This window comes from Paenibacillus sp. FSL K6-1230 (assembly GCF_038002385.1).
Lineage (GTDB): Bacteria > Bacillota > Bacilli > Paenibacillales > Paenibacillaceae > Paenibacillus > Paenibacillus massiliensis.
Genome location: NZ_JBBOCK010000001.1, coordinates 1,828,937 through 1,845,045 on the forward strand (window position 1 = coordinate 1,828,937; position 16,109 = coordinate 1,845,045).

The window sequence follows — 16,109 nt, forward strand, 5'->3', positions numbered from 1 at the left end:
GCATGCGCATGCATTGATTTATAAATAGAATTATTATAGATGGAGAGGAGCTTTTTCCGTGAAAGATTTGTTTACCCCATATAGCTTTAAGGCACTGAAGCTCAAGAATCGCATTGTAATGCCGCCTATGTGTCAGTATTCTGTAGAGCAAAAGGACGGCATTGCGACAGACTGGCACTACCTGCATTATGTTAGTCGAGCCATTGGTGGAACAGGCCTAATCATCATTGAGATGACAGATGTAGAGCCGGACGGTCGTATTACGGACTATGATTTGGGATTGTGGTCTGATGAGCAGATTCCCGCTCTGAAAAGAATTGTGGATGCCTGCCACAGCTATGGCGCCAAGGTCGGTATTCAAATAGCTCATGCGGGACGCAAGGCTGAGGATGCTAAGGTGCCAGTCGCTCCTTCTGCCATCGCGTTCGACGAGAAATCTACTCAACCTCGCGAGCTTACTACCTCAGAGGTCAAAGGCATGGTAGAGAAATTCAGGGCTGCGGCAGCGCGTGCTGTACAGGCAGGATTCGATACGATTCAGATTCATGGCGCACATGGATACCTGATTCACCAATTTCATTCTCCACTTACGAATAGACGAGAGGATGAGTATGGCCAGGACCTCACCCGTTTTGGCCGCGAGGTCATTCAAGCCGTTAAGGCTGAAATGCCAGAGGATATGCCTCTGAGTATGCGGATTTCTGCCCAGGAATACGTTGATGGCGGATACGGGTTAGAAGAGAGCACGGCTTTTGCCCAGGAGTATCAGCAAGCAGGCGTAGACATATTCGATGTTTCGGCTGGAGGCGAAGGGCCGATCTCTGCATCTGGAAGACCAGGTACTCACGCAGCATACCAGGTGCCATTGGCCCGCGCCATCAGCCGTGCGCTGAATGTTCCGACAATTGCTGTAGGAAGATTGGATGATCCGATTCTGGCGAACGCCGTGATTGGCAACGAGGATGCAGAATTGGTGGCTGTAGGAAGAGGTATGCTAAGAAATCCACATTGGGCTCTTGAAGCTGCGGTAGCTTTGGGGAAAGAAACAGAAATTCCAAAACAATATCTCAGGGGATTCTGATACGTCCCATCCGTCGAATTGTAAGAGTGAATAAACATTACTCGACATTCTTTACTTTTGCAGTATAAAAGCCTATAATAAGTTTAACATCCTGCTGTGTACGTCACGGTCATTCGTTGTTTTGAACCAATGACATTGTCTAGGGAGATTTATACGATCAGCGGCTGACATGCCCTGTCAATTCTGACATGGGGACTTCAAATGCGTGATCTGCGATCACCCACCTGCTGAAGCAGGTTCAGAAGACACTATGGTCGGACGGCATCGGCGGGTTACATAAGTAATGCATAACGCCTCTGTTTGTTTGACAAACAGGGGTGTTTTTTGTATGCAACAATGATACACTATGAACTAGGAATATATCAGTCACCTATTCATACAACAGTCACTATACAACATTTAAGCGTTTGCAAAAAGACGCAGCTAACGGGTGACGGGGTGATTGTGAAGGAGGAAGTGTGTTGTCGTTAAAAAGGACTCTTGTGGGGATCATTCGCAGTCACGAAAGCACTGGTGATCGGGTTAAGGACCCTTTGCTGAAGACACGGTATTACAATCTGCCAAGGGACAAGGCCTGGGAGGAAATCTCCTCGACGTTGAAGAAAATTCCGGGATACAAGGTGCTTCATGAGGTAGCTTCGGTAGGTGAGATTACCCTTGAGAAGCGTACGCCATTCGGAAGACAAATTGATATCACCGTATCCATCGTATCGGTGTCTCCTGTCAAGAGTGCAGTGGACATCTACTCAGCCTCTCGCGGATCATTAGGCGATCTGGGGGGGAACTATCGAATTATTCTGCATCTGTTCGGCGTTCTTGAGAAGAAGCTCGCTGCATACCGGATCGATCAGTAGTATTCGTCCGGATGTCGTGCTTGGATCAGGTTCAATAACAAGGACCTCAATGGCCCGCCACTGGTGGGTGATTGAGGTCCTTTTCCTAATTTTGAGACAGCTTAATGTTAAGATAATCTACGAACAGTAGCCTAATAGTTAGTAGGATAGACTTACTGGATGGATGCTGTGCCTGAATGGCGGCAAGCTGCTACAGCATTCAACTATAGCAATGCTTTGACGGCTTCAATAGCCTTCTCATAATCAGGATGATCTGTCATTTCCGTCAGATATTCTACGTAAGCGATCTTGTCATCTGCGTCGATAACAAAGATAGAACGCATATCCAGATGGAATTCCTTAATCAAGACACCATACGCCTTACCGAAGGAATGCTCCTTGTAGTCAGACAACGTCACTACACGGTCAACTCCGGCAGAACCGCACCAGCGAGCTTGGGCAAAAGGAAGATCGACGCTGACTGTCAGCACGATAACCTCATCACCAAGGCCTCCAGCTTCTACGTTGAATCTGCGGGTCTGTGCATCACATACACCAGTATCGAGTGAAGGGACTACACTGATCAGCTTGATTTTGCCTTTGTAATCGGCGAGAGACACCTCTTCACCAAGGCTCTTATGTATCTTGAAATCAGGAGCAGCGTCCCCAATCTTTAACTCGGGTCCGATCAAAGTAATTGGATTGCCTTTAAAATGAGCTGCACCGCTACGTTCTTGTGTCATGTGTAACTCCTCCTTATTAATATTGGTTTGATTAAATTGTGTACAACTTATTATATCGAATTACAGTAAGGATGTCTAATCAGGGTAGGCGTCGCAATGGCCTAACACCATGGAATGATTGGTGATTCCTACTGAAATCTATTATAATCCTATTATAAGGGCGTATTATGCTTCTATATGACTTTAAGCTGACGTAGTTGCTTTTTGCCCACAATATATGGAAATATAGAAATGGAATGAATGTATGAATATGTAATATGTATCTTTAATTGATTGAAATCGGGCAAGTGGGAATGGAATTGAATTGGAATTGTAAAATGTTGCGTATACATGAATGTAGATTTTAATCTATGGAAAGAAGTGGTCACTTGATATTTCTACGCAATGAAAATTGGAGAAGTTATCTTCGCTACTATCCAGTCACCTGTCTGATCTTGCTGGCCAATGTGGTCATGCATCTGATTGTATTTTGGAACGGTGGCTCCCAGGACAATAGAGTCCTGCTGAGGTTCGGTGCGTTACTTAATATGCCACCTTACAGTGAGGAGCTGTGGCGTAACGTTACCTCGATGTTTCTACATTCGGGGTTCGATCATTTGTTCTTCAACTGCTTTGCCATCCTGATCTTTGCACCGCCGCTTGAGCGCTGGCTGGGTCCTTCTCGATATCTCTTGCTATATTTACTGAGTGGGATTGTGGGCAATGTGCTATCCACGGCTTACTATAATTCCATCTCTCAGCCTACCCTTTCGGTGGGGGCATCAGGGGCGATTTATGGTATTTACGGGGCCTTCTTGTATATTTCCTTACTGCAGCGGCAGATTATTGACGAGGCCTCTCGTAAGACGCTGTATGTACTGCTAATAATGGGGGTTATCTTATCCTTCACCCGCACGGAAGTGAGCTGGATGGGGCATCTGGGTGGCTTGCTGGGCGGATTCTTTATCTATGGACTTATCATTCGGCTATTGAAGCTGCCGCGGCAAAATAAGTCATGACAGGCTATCATAGTATGATTCGTAGGAATTGCGCAATTACAGATTGGAGCGAATAATCCGGTGGAATTAAGACAACTTCAATACTTTGTCAAGGTAGCACAAAAAGAGCACGTCACCCAGGCTGCGGAGGAGCTTCATGTCGCCCAGTCAGCGGTCAGCCGTCAGATTCATCAGCTGGAGCAGGAGCTCGGCGTGAATTTGTTCATGCAAAAAGGGCGTAATCTCCAGCTTACCCCTGTAGGACAGCTATTCTGCAAACGTGTAGAGACAATCCTGAAGGATTTGGAGAGAGCGGTACTGGAGGCACATGAATTTTTGGACCCGGAGCAGGGGGAGATTCGGATCGGCTTTCCGCATAGCTTGGGAATTCACCTGATTCCTTCGGTCGTGGCTTCCTTTCGCAATCGTTATCCGAATGTAAAATTCAGATTCAAGCAAGGGATGTATCCTTCACTTATTCGTGACGTATTGTCAGGGGAGGTGGATCTGGCCTTCGTCTCGCCGTTCCCGGGTAGTCATGATCAACTGGCTGGTGATATATTGCTGACAGAGGAGCTACACGCAATTCTGCCTCCGAATCATCCTCTGGCAAGCAAAGAAAGCATACAGCTGAGTGAGTTGAAGCATGAGAAATTCATCCTGTTCGGAAATGGTTACTCACTAAGGCCCATTGTCTGGGAGGCATGCCTGGAGGCAGGCTTTACTCCGGAGATTGCTTTTGAAGGGGAGGAGACGGACACCATCCGTGGTCTGGTAGCGGCAGGAATGGGCGTGAGCCTGCTGCCAGAGATGGCATTGTTCCAGACGAATCCGTTGCAGCCTGCCAAGGTGCGCATTACGGAACCCAAGGTAACTCGCAGCATAGGGCTTATTTATCGAACGACTGATAAGCTCCCGCTTGTGGCCCAGTCCTTCAGAACTTTCTTGCTTAGCTATTTCGGAATCCTACATTGCGACAAAACGAAAACCCCGACCGATTAACTGGTCAAGACCCCATTTAGTGGACATTGAAAAAACACCTAAGCTAGAAACTGGCGTCGGTACTCTACCGGCGTCAGTTTGTTTAATTTACGCTGTGGTCGTCTTCGGTTGTAAAAACGTATGTATTTCTCAATTCGTCTTTGTGCCTCTGCCAGATTTCGTATATCATAGGGATAGAGTCCTTCCGTTTTGAGATGCGAGAAGAAACTCTCCATGGAGGCGTTGTCTAGGCAATTGCCCCGGCGAGACATGCTGATTTGGGCGCCAACCTTTGGCAGCATGTCGTGGTAAGCATGAGACGTGTACTGGAACCCTTGGTCGCTGTGAACGACCAATCCGGTCACGTCTTTTTGCTTTGCAAATGCCTTGGCAAAGGTCTGGAGGACCAGCTCATTGTCGTTACGTTCGCTAAGTTGGTAGGCCACAATCTCGTTATTGAATAGGTCTTTGACTGCTGAGAGATACAACCAGCGTTCGCCTACCCGGTATTGAGTCACATCCGTCACCCATTTCTGGCTTGGTTTTTCGGCTGTGAAATTTCGCTTAAGCAGATTATCAGCTACACGCTCGGCAGCCTGGTATGTCATATTAAATCGACGTTTCCGGCGAATGCTGGCTTGAAGACCGAGCTTTTGCATAAGGCGCAGCACCTTCTTGTGATTCATCCATACACCTTCATCCTGCCACAAGAACAGCTGGATCTGCCGGTAGCCATACCTTCCTTCGTAGCGTTTATACACCGTGCGGATGAGTCGTTTAGCACCGGCGTCTGGGTCGTTGTTCTTCCGCTTCAAATATGCGTAGTAACCACTTCTAGAGACGCCAAGGAGTTGGCAGTATTCAGCTACTTGGCCGATGTCCGCTGCTTGCTCAATGAGCTTGAAGCGCTGTTCTTTCCCTCCCGCATCCAGATTTCCAAACACTTTTTTAGCATCGTATTCTCCCGTTTCAACTGCTGAACATATCGCTCCTGATCTAAATATTCTTTCCGCCTTCCTCGTTGATCCAATAGACCAAACTCACCTTTCTCACGGTATTTTCGCATCCAACGCTTCATCCGACCCTGATCTTGGATTCCGAAATGATCGTTGATCTGCCGATACGTCCACTTTTCCTCTACGTGCAGGCGAATTGCCTCCACCTTGAGTTCCTCGGAATACGTCTTAAACTTTTGACCTTTAATAGCCATTAAAAATGCACCCCCTAGAAATTCATCGGTTAAACCAAGGGGTTTTTCCAATGTCTATTCTAAGGGGTGCACTTCATAACCGGTCGGGGCTTTTTGTCATGATGTGTCACTAGGAACCATTGAATAATTTAGTAATTCTGAATGCCTTGGATGCTCTACATGTTCTAGACACTCAGAATACTCAATTGTGCACTTGTTACTATTCCCGATTGTTCAAGAAAATCATGACGTATCGGATCAGCTCCAGCAGGGAGATCAGTGCAGCGGCAACATACGTAAGAGCGGCTGCGTTCAGGACTTTGGCAACGCCACGTTCTTCATCGTTACGGATATATCCTTCGGATACCATAATCTCACGCGCACGATTGGATGCATTGAACTCGACAGGCAACGTGATCAGTTGAAACGCTACTGTAACACTAAAGAATAGGATTCCAAGACCGATGAGATTGAAGGCCTGGAAGATCAATCCACCCATTAGCAAGAATGGTGCAAGGCCGGATGCAAAGTTCACGATCGGGAAAATGCGGTGACGGAGCACCAGCATCGGATAGTGTACTTTATGCTGGATAGCGTGACCTACCTCGTGGCAGGCAACGGAAATGGCCGAGATGGAACGTTCGTAATATACCGGCTCGGATAGGCGAACCACTCGATTAATAGGATCGTAGTGATCCGTCAGCTTGCCGCGTACGGGCTCGATCGGAACATCATGAAGGCCGTTGCTGTCCAGCATATTACGTGCGACCTCGTAGCCGGTCAAGCCTGCCTGATTAGCGGTTGTAGCCCATTTGTTAAAGGTGCCTTTAACCCGAAACTGGGCCCATAAAGAGAATAGAAAAGCAATAATAATCAGGATAAACATCCCATCAAAATACATCTATACAGTCCTCCTTGATAAATGATGAGTGTAAATGCGCTCACATCATGGTACTTCGCTCCAGCAGATATTTCAGGGCCTCAATACAGGCTGCGCTCTGAGGCAGGAGTCCTGTAAGCACCTTGCGGGCCTGAACAGGCTTCAGCTCCTTCAACAAAGGCTGTAGCTCGTGTACCTCGCGTTCCAGCCGCTGCATGTGCATTTGCAGGCTCGTCAGCTTATCAGTGACCTCTTCTTCCCCGCAAGCTTCGTTCCATTTATGGAGCGTCTGCTTAATCTCTTCAAGACTATATTTGTCTTGCTTCATCTGATTAATACGTTCCAGTCTGACGAGGGTTTCATCATTGTACAGTCTGTAATTCTTCAATGAACGCTCTTCGGGAGTAATCAGACCGAGCTTAGTATAGTAGTCAATGGTCCGTTCACTTACAGAGGCAATTTTGGCTAGTTCGCCAATTCGGTATAGCTTCTTATCCCCATGTGTCTCACCTCGCGGTTCTGATGAATCTAAAGGCCGAATAGAAGGCCTTCTGCTGCTATTAATGATACATGATCCACAACCGTACAGTCAAACGTCATGGTATTTGCTCATGTCAGATATAGATGATTCCAAGTGCTTGGGACCAAGGTCCTGAAGTTATTTTAAAACTTTTGAAAAATTCTCTTGTCAACTTTCTTATCTTCTGCTTATAATGACAATAAGAGTTTCACGAGATGTAAAGAAAGATAACATTTAGGGGAGTGTTTTGGATGAAGAAAAATTGGTTCATCACTTTACTCGCAGCACTGATGGTTATGGCATTTCCTGTCGCTGCATTCGCAGCTGAAGAGGGTCCTTCAACTGCAGAACTGCAAGCTGGCTTGAACTCTACTTTCGTATTCATAGCCTTCATGCTTGTATTCTTCATGCAAGCGGGCTTTGCTCTATTGGAAGCTGGTTCGACTCGAATGAAGAATGCAGGGCATGTCGCTGGTCGTACGGTATTGACACTGGGAGTATCGGCTATCTCATTCTGGGCACTGGGCTTCGGGCTGGGCTTCGGAAATGACAACGGCAATGGGTTCATGGGACTGACGGGCTTTTTCCTGAGCGGTACGGATGCAGCGCCATCCTTCGATTCCCTATCTGGACTTGATATTCCGATTACAATTATGTTCTTGTTCCACTTTGCCTTTGCAGCAATCTCACTGGCAATCGCATGTGGTGGTATGGCTGAAAGAGCCAAACTCAGCGTATACATTATCTTCGGCGTACTGTTCTCCATCATTATTTATCCAATCGTAGCGCACTGGGTATGGGGCGGCGGCTGGCTGACACAAATGGAAATGCAGGACTATGCTGGCTCCACGGTAGTTCACTTGACAGGTGCTACAGCAGCACTGGTAGCTACCATTATGCTGAAGCCTCGCTTGGGCAAGTACAATAAAGATGGTAAACCTAACATTATCCCTGGTCACAATCAGGTCTATTCTATTCTTGGTGTAATTATTCTCTGGTTCGGCTGGTATGGCTTCAACCCAGGATCTGCAGTATCCGCTATGGGTGATGGATTCTTCGGTTATGTGGCATTGACGACGACCCTGGCGGCGGCGTCTGGTGCGATTGCGGCACTACTAACTTCCTGGGCTGTATTTGGCAAGGCTGATATTCCTAGTATGCTGAATGGTGTGCTGGCTGCTCTCGTAGCCATTACGGGCTCCTGTGCTTTCGTAGCTCCATGGGCGGCGGTTGTAATTGGTGCTGTGGCAGGTATTATTACGTTCTTCACAGCACAATGGGTTGAGAAAAAGCGTATTGATGATCCGATCTATGCGTTCTCTGTGCACGGTGTTGCGGGGATGTGGGGAGCAGTGTCCACTGGATTGTTCGCAACTCCGGCTCTGGTTGACATTACAGGTGTAGGCAGACCTGGTCTGTTCTATGGCGGTGGCTTCACTCAACTCGGCGTACAAGTGCTTGGTGTCGTTGGAACCTTCATCTTCGTAGTGGTTGTCACTGCAATTATCCTGGGTGCCATCAAGGCAGCTGTAGGAATCCGCGTAACTGAGGAAGAAGAGACGATGGGTCTGGATCTGAGTGAGCATGGGACTTATGGATATCCTGAGCACATGAAAATGATTAACGATTCGGAAAAACGCATGTAATCTGTAGTTAGTGGGAAGGAGGCGGGCAGATGAATTCACAGGTACCTTACGACATCACTTTTCAAGCTGTGCTTGAGGCGAGTTCTGCTGCGGAACTTAGGCAGGTCCGAATTACGGAGCAGAACCGACTGAATGACATCCGTCCGTCGTTCTCCATGAAAGATTGGATGCATATCGTGAACACCTTGCATGACAAGATAGCCATAAGAGCTGTAGAACTATGTGAACAAGGGATGGTAGAGGAAGGTCTAGGCCTTCCTCCCGTCCCTTATGCCTTTATAGCCTTTGGAAGTGCCGGACGGTGTGAATCCACTTTATGGAGCGATCAGGATAACGGGATGATTATTAGTGATGAGCCTAATCCGAATAAAGAAGAATATTTCGCGCTCTTTGGTAGCAAAATCTCCAATCTGCTGGAGGGACTGGGGTATGCCAAATGTGAGGGAAAGGTCATGTGCTCTGAGCCTCTGTGGCGCAGGACGATAACGGAGTGGAAAGGGCAGTTGTCTGAGTGGGCGGGTGATTTCAGCTGGGAACCGATCCGTTATCTCATTATTGCCTCGGATATGAGGCACATATCTGGCGATGGAAGTCTATCTCAGGAGTGGAAGCAGCAGTTCAGCGAACTGTTCAAGCAGCAACCACGACTGCCAGAGGCTATTCTACGCAACACTGTCAAGCATAAGGCCACACTTAACGTCCTTGGCCAGATCGTGACGGAGCGATTCGGGGAGCATGCAGGAGACTTCGATATTAAATATGGTTGTTACATTCCTCTGGTTAATGCAGTCAGGTACATGGCCTTGCAGGATGGTGTGGAGGAGACATCCACATTGGGACGATTGCAGAAGCTTCGCCTGCTGGACCCGGCCAATCCGCTACTGGATTCCTGTGAACGCGCCTTTGTCATAGCTCTTCAGCTCAGGGTAAGCACACCTTACGAGAATAGAGAGGGGCTATTGTTCAGCAGTGGATATATTCCAGTCAAACAGCTAAAGCAGCGCACGCTGTGGTATGAGCTTCGAGAAAGTCTGGGCATCGTCAAGCGTCTGCACAGAGTGCTGCAACGCCAGCTTCGATTTATGGAAAGGAGAGCCACATGAAAGAGCAGGTAAGGGGCAACGGAGGTTTTTGGAGTGCTTTTAGACGCGGTGGGATGCCCTCTGCAATTGCTTCGGTTCTTGGAGCCCCTACTGCTCAGCAAATGGCGTTCATTCGTCAACTGACGAGAGAGCAGCGCCGTTCAGAATCGCTCAGGGTTCCTCTGAAGGAATTGGAGACGGTAGTATTTGATCTGGAGACAACAGGGTTCTCCGCACAGCATGGGGATGAGATTCTATCCTTTGGTGCAGTGCGAGTCGTTGGGGATACCATTGTTGAGAAAGAGCAATTCTATAGTCTTGTTAATCCGAATACGGACATTCCTCCCCATATCTCAGAGCTTACAGGTATAACCCAGGAAATGACGACAGATGCTCCAGCGTTGATTGATGCCTTACATGATTTTATGTCCTTTGTAGGAGGCAGTGTACTGGTTGCGCATGCCAGCTCACATGATAAGGCTTTTCTAAATGCGGCGTTATGGAAGACCTCCAAGGTACAGCTGACACATAGAGTTATTGATACGATGATGCTGGCGCGTTGGCTGGAGCCCCAGCCTGGCAATTATAATTTGGACGACCTGCTATTATCGAATGGCATTCCAATTCAAGGAAGACATCACGCACTAGAGGATGCACTTATGACGGCACAGCTATGGGTGCTCTACATGCAGGAGCTCATGGAGCGTGATGTTATGAATTTGGCAGATCTATATAATCAGCTTAGTCATGCTTAAGCGTGATTGGTTCGAGGCCAAGCTGCAGATCGGACTTGGGGATGACGCTGTAGCAATTGATATGTAAGTTGGGTTCAGCTTCATCAGAGAGGCCAATAATGAGATAGGCGTATATTAACTGACCGAAGAGCTGCAGATCCCTCAGATCACGAGAAGATGGTGTAGGTGCGGATGAAGGGTGAGAATGGAATATAGCCAGCATTCGGTTCTGATGCTGCATCGCAAGTCTAACCCAGGTGTGTGGCTCTAGCTCAAAATGGTGCAGCGGGTCAGGCGCTACGTTGCGAACGGGGAGGACCTCCTCGATTTGCATGCCGCCCGCTGCATATTTTCCAAGCAACACACCGCAAATTTCTGTCGGTTGGTGCTGCTGTGCCAGGTGCTTCAGCTGTGTGAGCATAGCATGATTCATCTGCACATGCGCTAGGCGCCGTAAGTGATTTGCCATGTTGTACCCCTCTCTTTTTTTCTTGAAGGCTTCATACTTTCATAGTATGGAGTCATTTTTTTTATTAAAGGAATGGGCAGGATGATGAAAACATTCTTTTTATAATAGCATGTCCGAATATTCTTGTATGCTCATAGGAACGGGAGAGGCTGTGCATACTAGCTGGCAATCAAAAGTATGAGGAGAATTGCCATGCTAACAAAGTGCCTGTCGATACACAATAAGGTTCCAGTTACTAAATGGTCCGTCTGTGTGTTACTCATGGGTATAAGTGCTCTAATATTCAGTAGACCTGTAGATGCTCATCTAGCCCCGATAGCCTCAATAGCTGGGCAGTCATTCGGCGAAGTAATTAGTGATGAGCATTCGCTTGGTCGAAGTGATCCAGAGGATGCCATCCCAGCTACTGAGCTCGGTAAGAGACGACATGCTAGTGCAAAAGAAGAGGGACGCCCAGGTCTAAAGGGTGAGTTGCGCCAAGCATTGGGGAGTGCTGAACCAACTGCAGCTTTTGTGTGGGCAGGCCAACATGTTCCTGCTTTTGCGGCTCAAGGGAAGGAAGGCTTTATGCTGCAGCCTGGGCAACAGGCTCCCTCCTTTCAGCTAGAAGGAATTAATGGGGACAGCTACTCTCTCACCAATAAACCTGTTAAGCCTGTGCTGATTAATTTCTGGGCTTCCTGGTGTGATCCTTGTCGACTTGAGGCTCCGATTCTGAATCGCCTGTACGATCAATATCATTCCAGGCTGGAGATCTTTGGGGTGAATGCCACAAAGTATGACCGCCAAAAGGATGCAAAGCAATTTGTCGCGTCTCTGGGCCTAAAATATCCGATATTAATGGATCAAAAGGGTGAGGTTTTCAGCACGTACAAGGGGATGGCCTTCCCGATGAGTATTCTTGTCGGTACGGATGGCCGGGTTAAAGAGGTCATGCTGGGTATGTTCCATGAGGAGGAGCTGGAGGCTAGAATTCTAAAGGTGCTAGATGCTGAGAAACAGCTAGTACCTTGACCATGATCAAATGGGATGGAGAAAAAACAAGCCGAGAAAGCAAGGTACGTTCCTTGTCTCTCGGCTTGTTGCTTGTATGTCACACAACTGCTACGGTCACAATTACTCGGATAGTCCATAATTACAACGCTGACATTGACTTAATGTAGAGATGGGCTACTAGTGATTGACTATACCGCGCTTATGGACGGACAGGCTCCCATCTTCGACTTCAGTAAGCTCTTCAGCCAGCAACGCATGACGGAAGCTGTCCACCAGCGCCTCCCAGCTCGCTTCGATGACATTCCCAGATACGCCGACTGTACTCCAGGCGTGCTCATAATTTTTGGATTCAATTAATACGCGTACCTTGGCTGCTGTGGCATCATTCTCATCCAGAACACGCACCTTATAGTCAGACAGGTGCATCTCGCGAAGAGAAGGGAAATATTGAACCAATGCTTTACGCAGTGCGTTATCTAGTGCATTTACGGGTCCGTTACCTTCTGCGGCAGTGTAAACGCTGGTTCCTCCAACATTCAGCTTGACGAACGCTTCAGAGACTGTTGGCCGGCCAGCAGACTTTTCCACCAGCATCTTGAAGGATTCGAAGGCGAACAGCTCCTTGACCTCTCCACTAGCTTCACGAATTAGCAGCTCCAATGATGCATCTGCCCCTTCGAACTGGTAGCCCTGATGCTCCAGATCCTTGATCCGGTCAATGACGCCCCGAGTATCGGGACTGGTCGGGTCCAGTTCAATGCCCATGTCCTTCGCTTTGGACAGAATATTGCTCTGACCAGCTAGCTCGGATACGAGGATTCGCTGCTTATTCCCGACTAATTCAGGTGCAATGTGCTCATAGGTACGGGAGTCGCGCATAATGGCGGATACATGAATACCTCCCTTGTGAGCAAAAGAGGCATTACCAACGTAAGGCTGGTTCACAGGCATGTTCACATTTGCGACTTCGCTGATGTAACGAGCCGTGTTGGTGAGCTGCTTCAAACGCTCCTCCGGGATACAGTCATAGCCAAGCTTGAGCTGCAGATTCGGAATGACAGAGCACAGATTCGCATTTCCACAACGTTCACCCAAACCATTGATGGTCCCCTGTACCTGTCTGGCCCCTGCTTGCACGGCGCTTAGCGTGTTGGCTACAGCAAGCTCACAGTCATTGTGAGTGTGCACGCCCAGATGAGCAGTCGTGAGCTGTCCAGTCAGCTTGGTTACGATGTCATGTACCTCATGAGGCATGGTGCCTCCGTTGGTATCACACATAACGACCCAGTCAGCTCCAGCCTCCTCAGCCTTCTTCATAACTGCTGCTGCATACTCTGGATTGTGCTTGAAGCCATCAAAAAAATGCTCAGCATCGAAAATGACCTCCATGCCTCCTTGCTTCAGGAAGGCGATAGAATCATGAATCATGGCCAAATTCTCCTCCAGGGTGGTCTGAAGGGCGGTGTGCACGTGGAAATCCCAGGATTTGCCGACCAAGGTGGCGACTTGTGCCCCCGACTCCAGAATCCGTTGAAGATTGGCATCCTGTGCTGCTATGCTGTCCTTGCGACGTGTGCTTCCAAAGGCGACAATTTTGGCATCCAGTCGGAGTTCCTGAACTCGTTTGAAAAATTCAATGTCTTTACTGTTGCTTCCCGGAATTCCGCCCTCAATATAATGAACACCGAGTTCGTTGAGTTTCTTGGCAATCTTCAGTTTGTCGTCAGCCGAGAGGCTGATGCCCTCCCCTTGTGTTCCGTCACGTAGGGTGGTGTCAAAAATAGAAATAACCCTTGACATCATGTTCCTCCTTGGAGATTGGCATGCAGCAGATCGCGTGGAAAATTCTGCTGTACAGCGTTTGTGTGTTAAAGAATTTTATAATTTTCGATTATACCAAGTAATTACGGAAAGTGTAACATAAATTCAGCAATTTAGGGGGACAATGCTCAGAAGATTGTGTACAATAGTGCTTATGGGAACAAAGTGCGAACAGGTGCAAGTTCAGAAACTGACAATAAAGAAGGGATGCATGTGAGGAACGTCAGCGATTATTATCCCAAGGACGGACGGGTCATCCTGCATGTTGATATGAACGCTTTTTATTGCTCTGTGCACGCCGCAGAGGAGCCTGAGGTCTATAAAGGACGGCCTACGGCGGTTGCTGGCAGCAGCGAGCTACGCAGGGGGATTATTGTTACCTGCTCATATGAGGCCCGCAAATACGGTGTTACTACAGGTATGGTCGTGCGAGAGGCGCTGCGACTCTGTCCTCAGCTCACGCTGATCAGGCCGAACTTCCAGCTCTACCGCCAGTATTCCAAGGCATTTATGAATATAGCCTACTCCTACACCCCGCTGCTGGAGGCTACGTCTATTGATGAATGCTATCTGGATATCAGCGGATCAAGCCAGTTCGGCACGCCAGTTCAGATTGCTGAGGCGATGCAGCAGCGAATCCAGGATGAGCTGGGCCTTCCTTGCTCTATAGGTATTGCACCTAACAAGCTGCTGGCCAAGATGGGCTCAGATATGAAGAAGCCTAATGGGATTACCATTCTCAGGCTGCGGGATGTGCCCCATGTTCTGTGGCCATTACCATGCTCACAGCTGTTCGGGATTGGACGCAAGACGGCTGACAAGCTACTGCGCATGAATATCCGTACGATCGGAGAGCTGGCGGCAGCCGAGGAGAAGCTGCTCATCGAGCAGTTCGGGGTGAATGGATCGTGGATGAAGCTTGCGTCTAATGGGATAAGCCATTCTCCCGTGAACCCGGTTCGCGAGCCGAATAAATCCATTGGGCATGCGACGACACTTCCGCAGGATGTCAACAAACCTGAGGATATTCGGCGTATACTGCTGAACATTAGTGATCAGGTAGCTCGCCGCTTGCGAAGACAGGGACTGCTTGCAGGCGGAGTCCAACTCACGATGCGTACACCTGAGATGAAGACCTATACGCGATCGCATATGCTAGAGACCCACACCGAGGATGCTGAGCAGATCTATAAGGAGGCCTGCAGGCTGTACCAGCAGCATTGGAATAGCGACAAGCCCGTTCGTCTTCTCGGAATTACTCTCCAGCAGCTGATTCCCAAGGAGGAGGCAGCCGTACAGCTTGACCTATTTAGCTATGATAAGGCCCCTAAGAAGGAGAGTCTCATCAAGGTGATGGATACGTTAAGGGACAAATTCGGAGAGAGCGCCGTGCTTACCGCTGGTATGCTGGGAGATGATCCATCCGTGCTGCTGCGTAATCCGAAGCTGCGAGGAACCTCGCTGCAGAAGGACAATCTGGAGACACCAGGATAAGGTTTGTGCAGAAATCAATTGAATTTATAAGTCTATTGTATTAGAATGTTGTAGATAGAGTGTTCAAAAATAGTTAGATTGCCGGACCGGCATCGCACGGAGCAATGTGGATCTGGCTTTATTTATAGGAGGAAGAGAGCTATGGCTAAGTACACTTGGGTAGAGAAGGATACCTGTATTGCTTGCGGCGCTTGTGGCGCTACTGCACCAGACATTTATGACTATGATGATGAAGGTCTGGCAGAGGTAATTTTTAATGGCGATGAGAATAGAGGCGTAATCGCTATTGATGAAGACATGTATGATGATATGCAGGATGCATGCGATGGTTGCCCTACAGATTCCATCAAGATTGCTGACGAGCCTTTCAACAAATAAGAGCTTAACTGTTCATTACGATCAGTGTGTAAGGATAAAGACATCTTTTGCCGGGCGGCGAGGGGTGTCTTTTTGCTTATGGAAATTCAGACGCTTGTGACCGATATACTGATATAGAGGTATTTTTAGAACATAAACTTTATAGGTCTTCAGTGGGGGCTGAACCATTCGATTATCGCAAGAAAAACATCCATTAAACGCGGTCTGTCTTCTGAGAAAGCACCTCGATAGACGTTTTTCCTATGAACCGGGACTATAATCCATACATCCTTCAATAATGATATA

Annotated in this window: 17 protein-coding genes and 1 other RNA gene; 11 read left to right on the forward strand and 7 right to left on the reverse strand. The window is 48.1% G+C overall.

Annotated features, from left to right (window positions below; genetic code table 11):
* Positions 1-58 precede the first annotated feature (58 nt).
* From MKX74_RS08045 to MKX74_RS08055, 3 genes are all read left to right on the forward strand, one after another.
* Positions 59-1,081 (forward strand): NADH:flavin oxidoreductase/NADH oxidase, encoded by a 1,023-nt coding sequence (locus MKX74_RS08045; protein ID WP_018885912.1) that lies wholly within the window; start codon positions 59-61, stop codon positions 1,079-1,081.
* Positions 1,082-1,166: 85 nt separating this feature from the next.
* A non-coding RNA gene (gene ssrS / locus MKX74_RS08050) (6S RNA) lies at positions 1,167-1,359 on the forward strand.
* Between the two features lie 183 nt (positions 1,360-1,542).
* Positions 1,543-1,935 (forward strand): DUF1499 domain-containing protein, encoded by a 393-nt coding sequence (locus MKX74_RS08055; protein WP_025681441.1) that lies wholly within the window; start codon positions 1,543-1,545, stop codon positions 1,933-1,935.
* 203 nt (positions 1,936-2,138) lie between these two features.
* Here MKX74_RS08055 and tpx read toward each other — a convergent pair whose 3' ends face one another.
* Entirely contained in the window at positions 2,139-2,657 is a 519-nt protein-coding gene (gene tpx, locus MKX74_RS08060; RefSeq protein ID WP_341178018.1) for a thiol peroxidase, read from the reverse strand.
* Between the two features lie 368 nt (positions 2,658-3,025).
* Between tpx and MKX74_RS08065 the strand changes: the two genes are divergently transcribed.
* Positions 3,026-3,655, forward strand: a complete 630-nt coding sequence (locus MKX74_RS08065; RefSeq protein ID WP_341180536.1) for a rhomboid family intramembrane serine protease — start codon at positions 3,026-3,028, stop codon at positions 3,653-3,655.
* Between the two features lie 60 nt (positions 3,656-3,715).
* The gene (locus MKX74_RS08070) at positions 3,716-4,636 is read left to right on the forward strand and encodes a LysR family transcriptional regulator (RefSeq protein ID WP_018885908.1); all 921 of its coding nucleotides are present in this window, start codon (positions 3,716-3,718) and stop codon (positions 4,634-4,636) included.
* Positions 4,637-4,674: 38 nt separating this feature from the next.
* Here MKX74_RS08070 and MKX74_RS08075 read toward each other — a convergent pair whose 3' ends face one another.
* From MKX74_RS08075 to MKX74_RS08090, 4 genes are all read right to left on the reverse strand, one after another.
* Entirely contained in the window at positions 4,675-5,559 is an 885-nt protein-coding gene (locus tag MKX74_RS08075) for an IS3 family transposase (RefSeq protein WP_169445793.1), read from the reverse strand.
* Positions 5,481-5,825: a helix-turn-helix domain-containing protein gene (locus MKX74_RS08080; RefSeq protein WP_028592002.1), complete on the reverse strand. Its 345-nt coding sequence runs from the start codon at positions 5,823-5,825 to the stop codon at positions 5,481-5,483. Before MKX74_RS08080 ends, MKX74_RS08075 begins: the two co-directional genes overlap by 79 nt.
* 199 nt (positions 5,826-6,024) lie before the next feature.
* Entirely contained in the window at positions 6,025-6,705 is a 681-nt protein-coding gene (locus tag MKX74_RS08085; protein ID WP_018885907.1) for a zinc metallopeptidase, read from the reverse strand.
* Between the two features lie 40 nt (positions 6,706-6,745).
* Positions 6,746-7,225 (reverse strand): MerR family transcriptional regulator, encoded by a 480-nt coding sequence (locus tag MKX74_RS08090; protein WP_033413083.1) that lies wholly within the window; start codon positions 7,223-7,225, stop codon positions 6,746-6,748.
* A 230-nt stretch (positions 7,226-7,455) separates the two neighbouring features.
* Here MKX74_RS08090 and MKX74_RS08095 point away from each other — a divergent pair, with 230 nt between their 5' ends.
* The 3 genes from MKX74_RS08095 to MKX74_RS08105 are packed head-to-tail and all read left to right on the forward strand — an operon-like array spanning position 7,456 to position 10,687.
* Positions 7,456-8,850: an ammonium transporter gene (locus tag MKX74_RS08095; RefSeq protein WP_018885905.1), complete on the forward strand. Its 1,395-nt coding sequence runs from the start codon at positions 7,456-7,458 to the stop codon at positions 8,848-8,850.
* Between the two features lie 29 nt (positions 8,851-8,879).
* Positions 8,880-9,953 (forward strand): DUF294 nucleotidyltransferase-like domain-containing protein, encoded by a 1,074-nt coding sequence (locus MKX74_RS08100; RefSeq protein ID WP_018885904.1) that lies wholly within the window; start codon positions 8,880-8,882, stop codon positions 9,951-9,953.
* Positions 9,950-10,687, forward strand: coding sequence for an exonuclease domain-containing protein (locus MKX74_RS08105; protein WP_018885903.1), 738 nt, complete (start codon positions 9,950-9,952; stop codon positions 10,685-10,687). Before MKX74_RS08100 ends, MKX74_RS08105 begins: the two co-directional genes overlap by 4 nt.
* Here the strand turns inward: MKX74_RS08105 and MKX74_RS08110 are convergent.
* A complete protein-coding gene (locus MKX74_RS08110) occupies positions 10,674-11,135 on the reverse strand; it encodes a M67 family metallopeptidase (RefSeq protein ID WP_341178019.1) in 462 nt (153 codons plus the stop codon). The genes MKX74_RS08105 and MKX74_RS08110 overlap by 14 nt on opposite strands.
* A 192-nt stretch (positions 11,136-11,327) precedes the next feature.
* Here MKX74_RS08110 and MKX74_RS08115 point away from each other — a divergent pair, with 192 nt between their 5' ends.
* A complete protein-coding gene (locus MKX74_RS08115; protein WP_341178020.1) occupies positions 11,328-12,149 on the forward strand; it encodes a TlpA family protein disulfide reductase in 822 nt (273 codons plus the stop codon).
* A gap of 159 nt (positions 12,150-12,308) precedes the next feature.
* Here the strand turns inward: MKX74_RS08115 and cimA are convergent, their stop codons facing one another.
* Complete coding sequence (gene cimA, locus MKX74_RS08120; protein ID WP_341180537.1) at positions 12,309-13,931, reverse strand: citramalate synthase; 1,623 nt, start codon at positions 13,929-13,931, stop codon at positions 12,309-12,311.
* 234 nt (positions 13,932-14,165) lie between these two features.
* On the opposite strand from cimA, the gene MKX74_RS08125 reads away from it, so the two are divergent.
* Positions 14,166-15,446: a DNA polymerase IV gene (locus tag MKX74_RS08125; RefSeq protein ID WP_341178021.1), complete on the forward strand. Its 1,281-nt coding sequence runs from the start codon at positions 14,166-14,168 to the stop codon at positions 15,444-15,446.
* 141 nt (positions 15,447-15,587) lie between these two features.
* Positions 15,588-15,824, forward strand: coding sequence for a ferredoxin (locus MKX74_RS08130; protein WP_018885898.1), 237 nt, complete (start codon positions 15,588-15,590; stop codon positions 15,822-15,824).
* Positions 15,825-16,109: the final 285 nt, after the last annotated feature.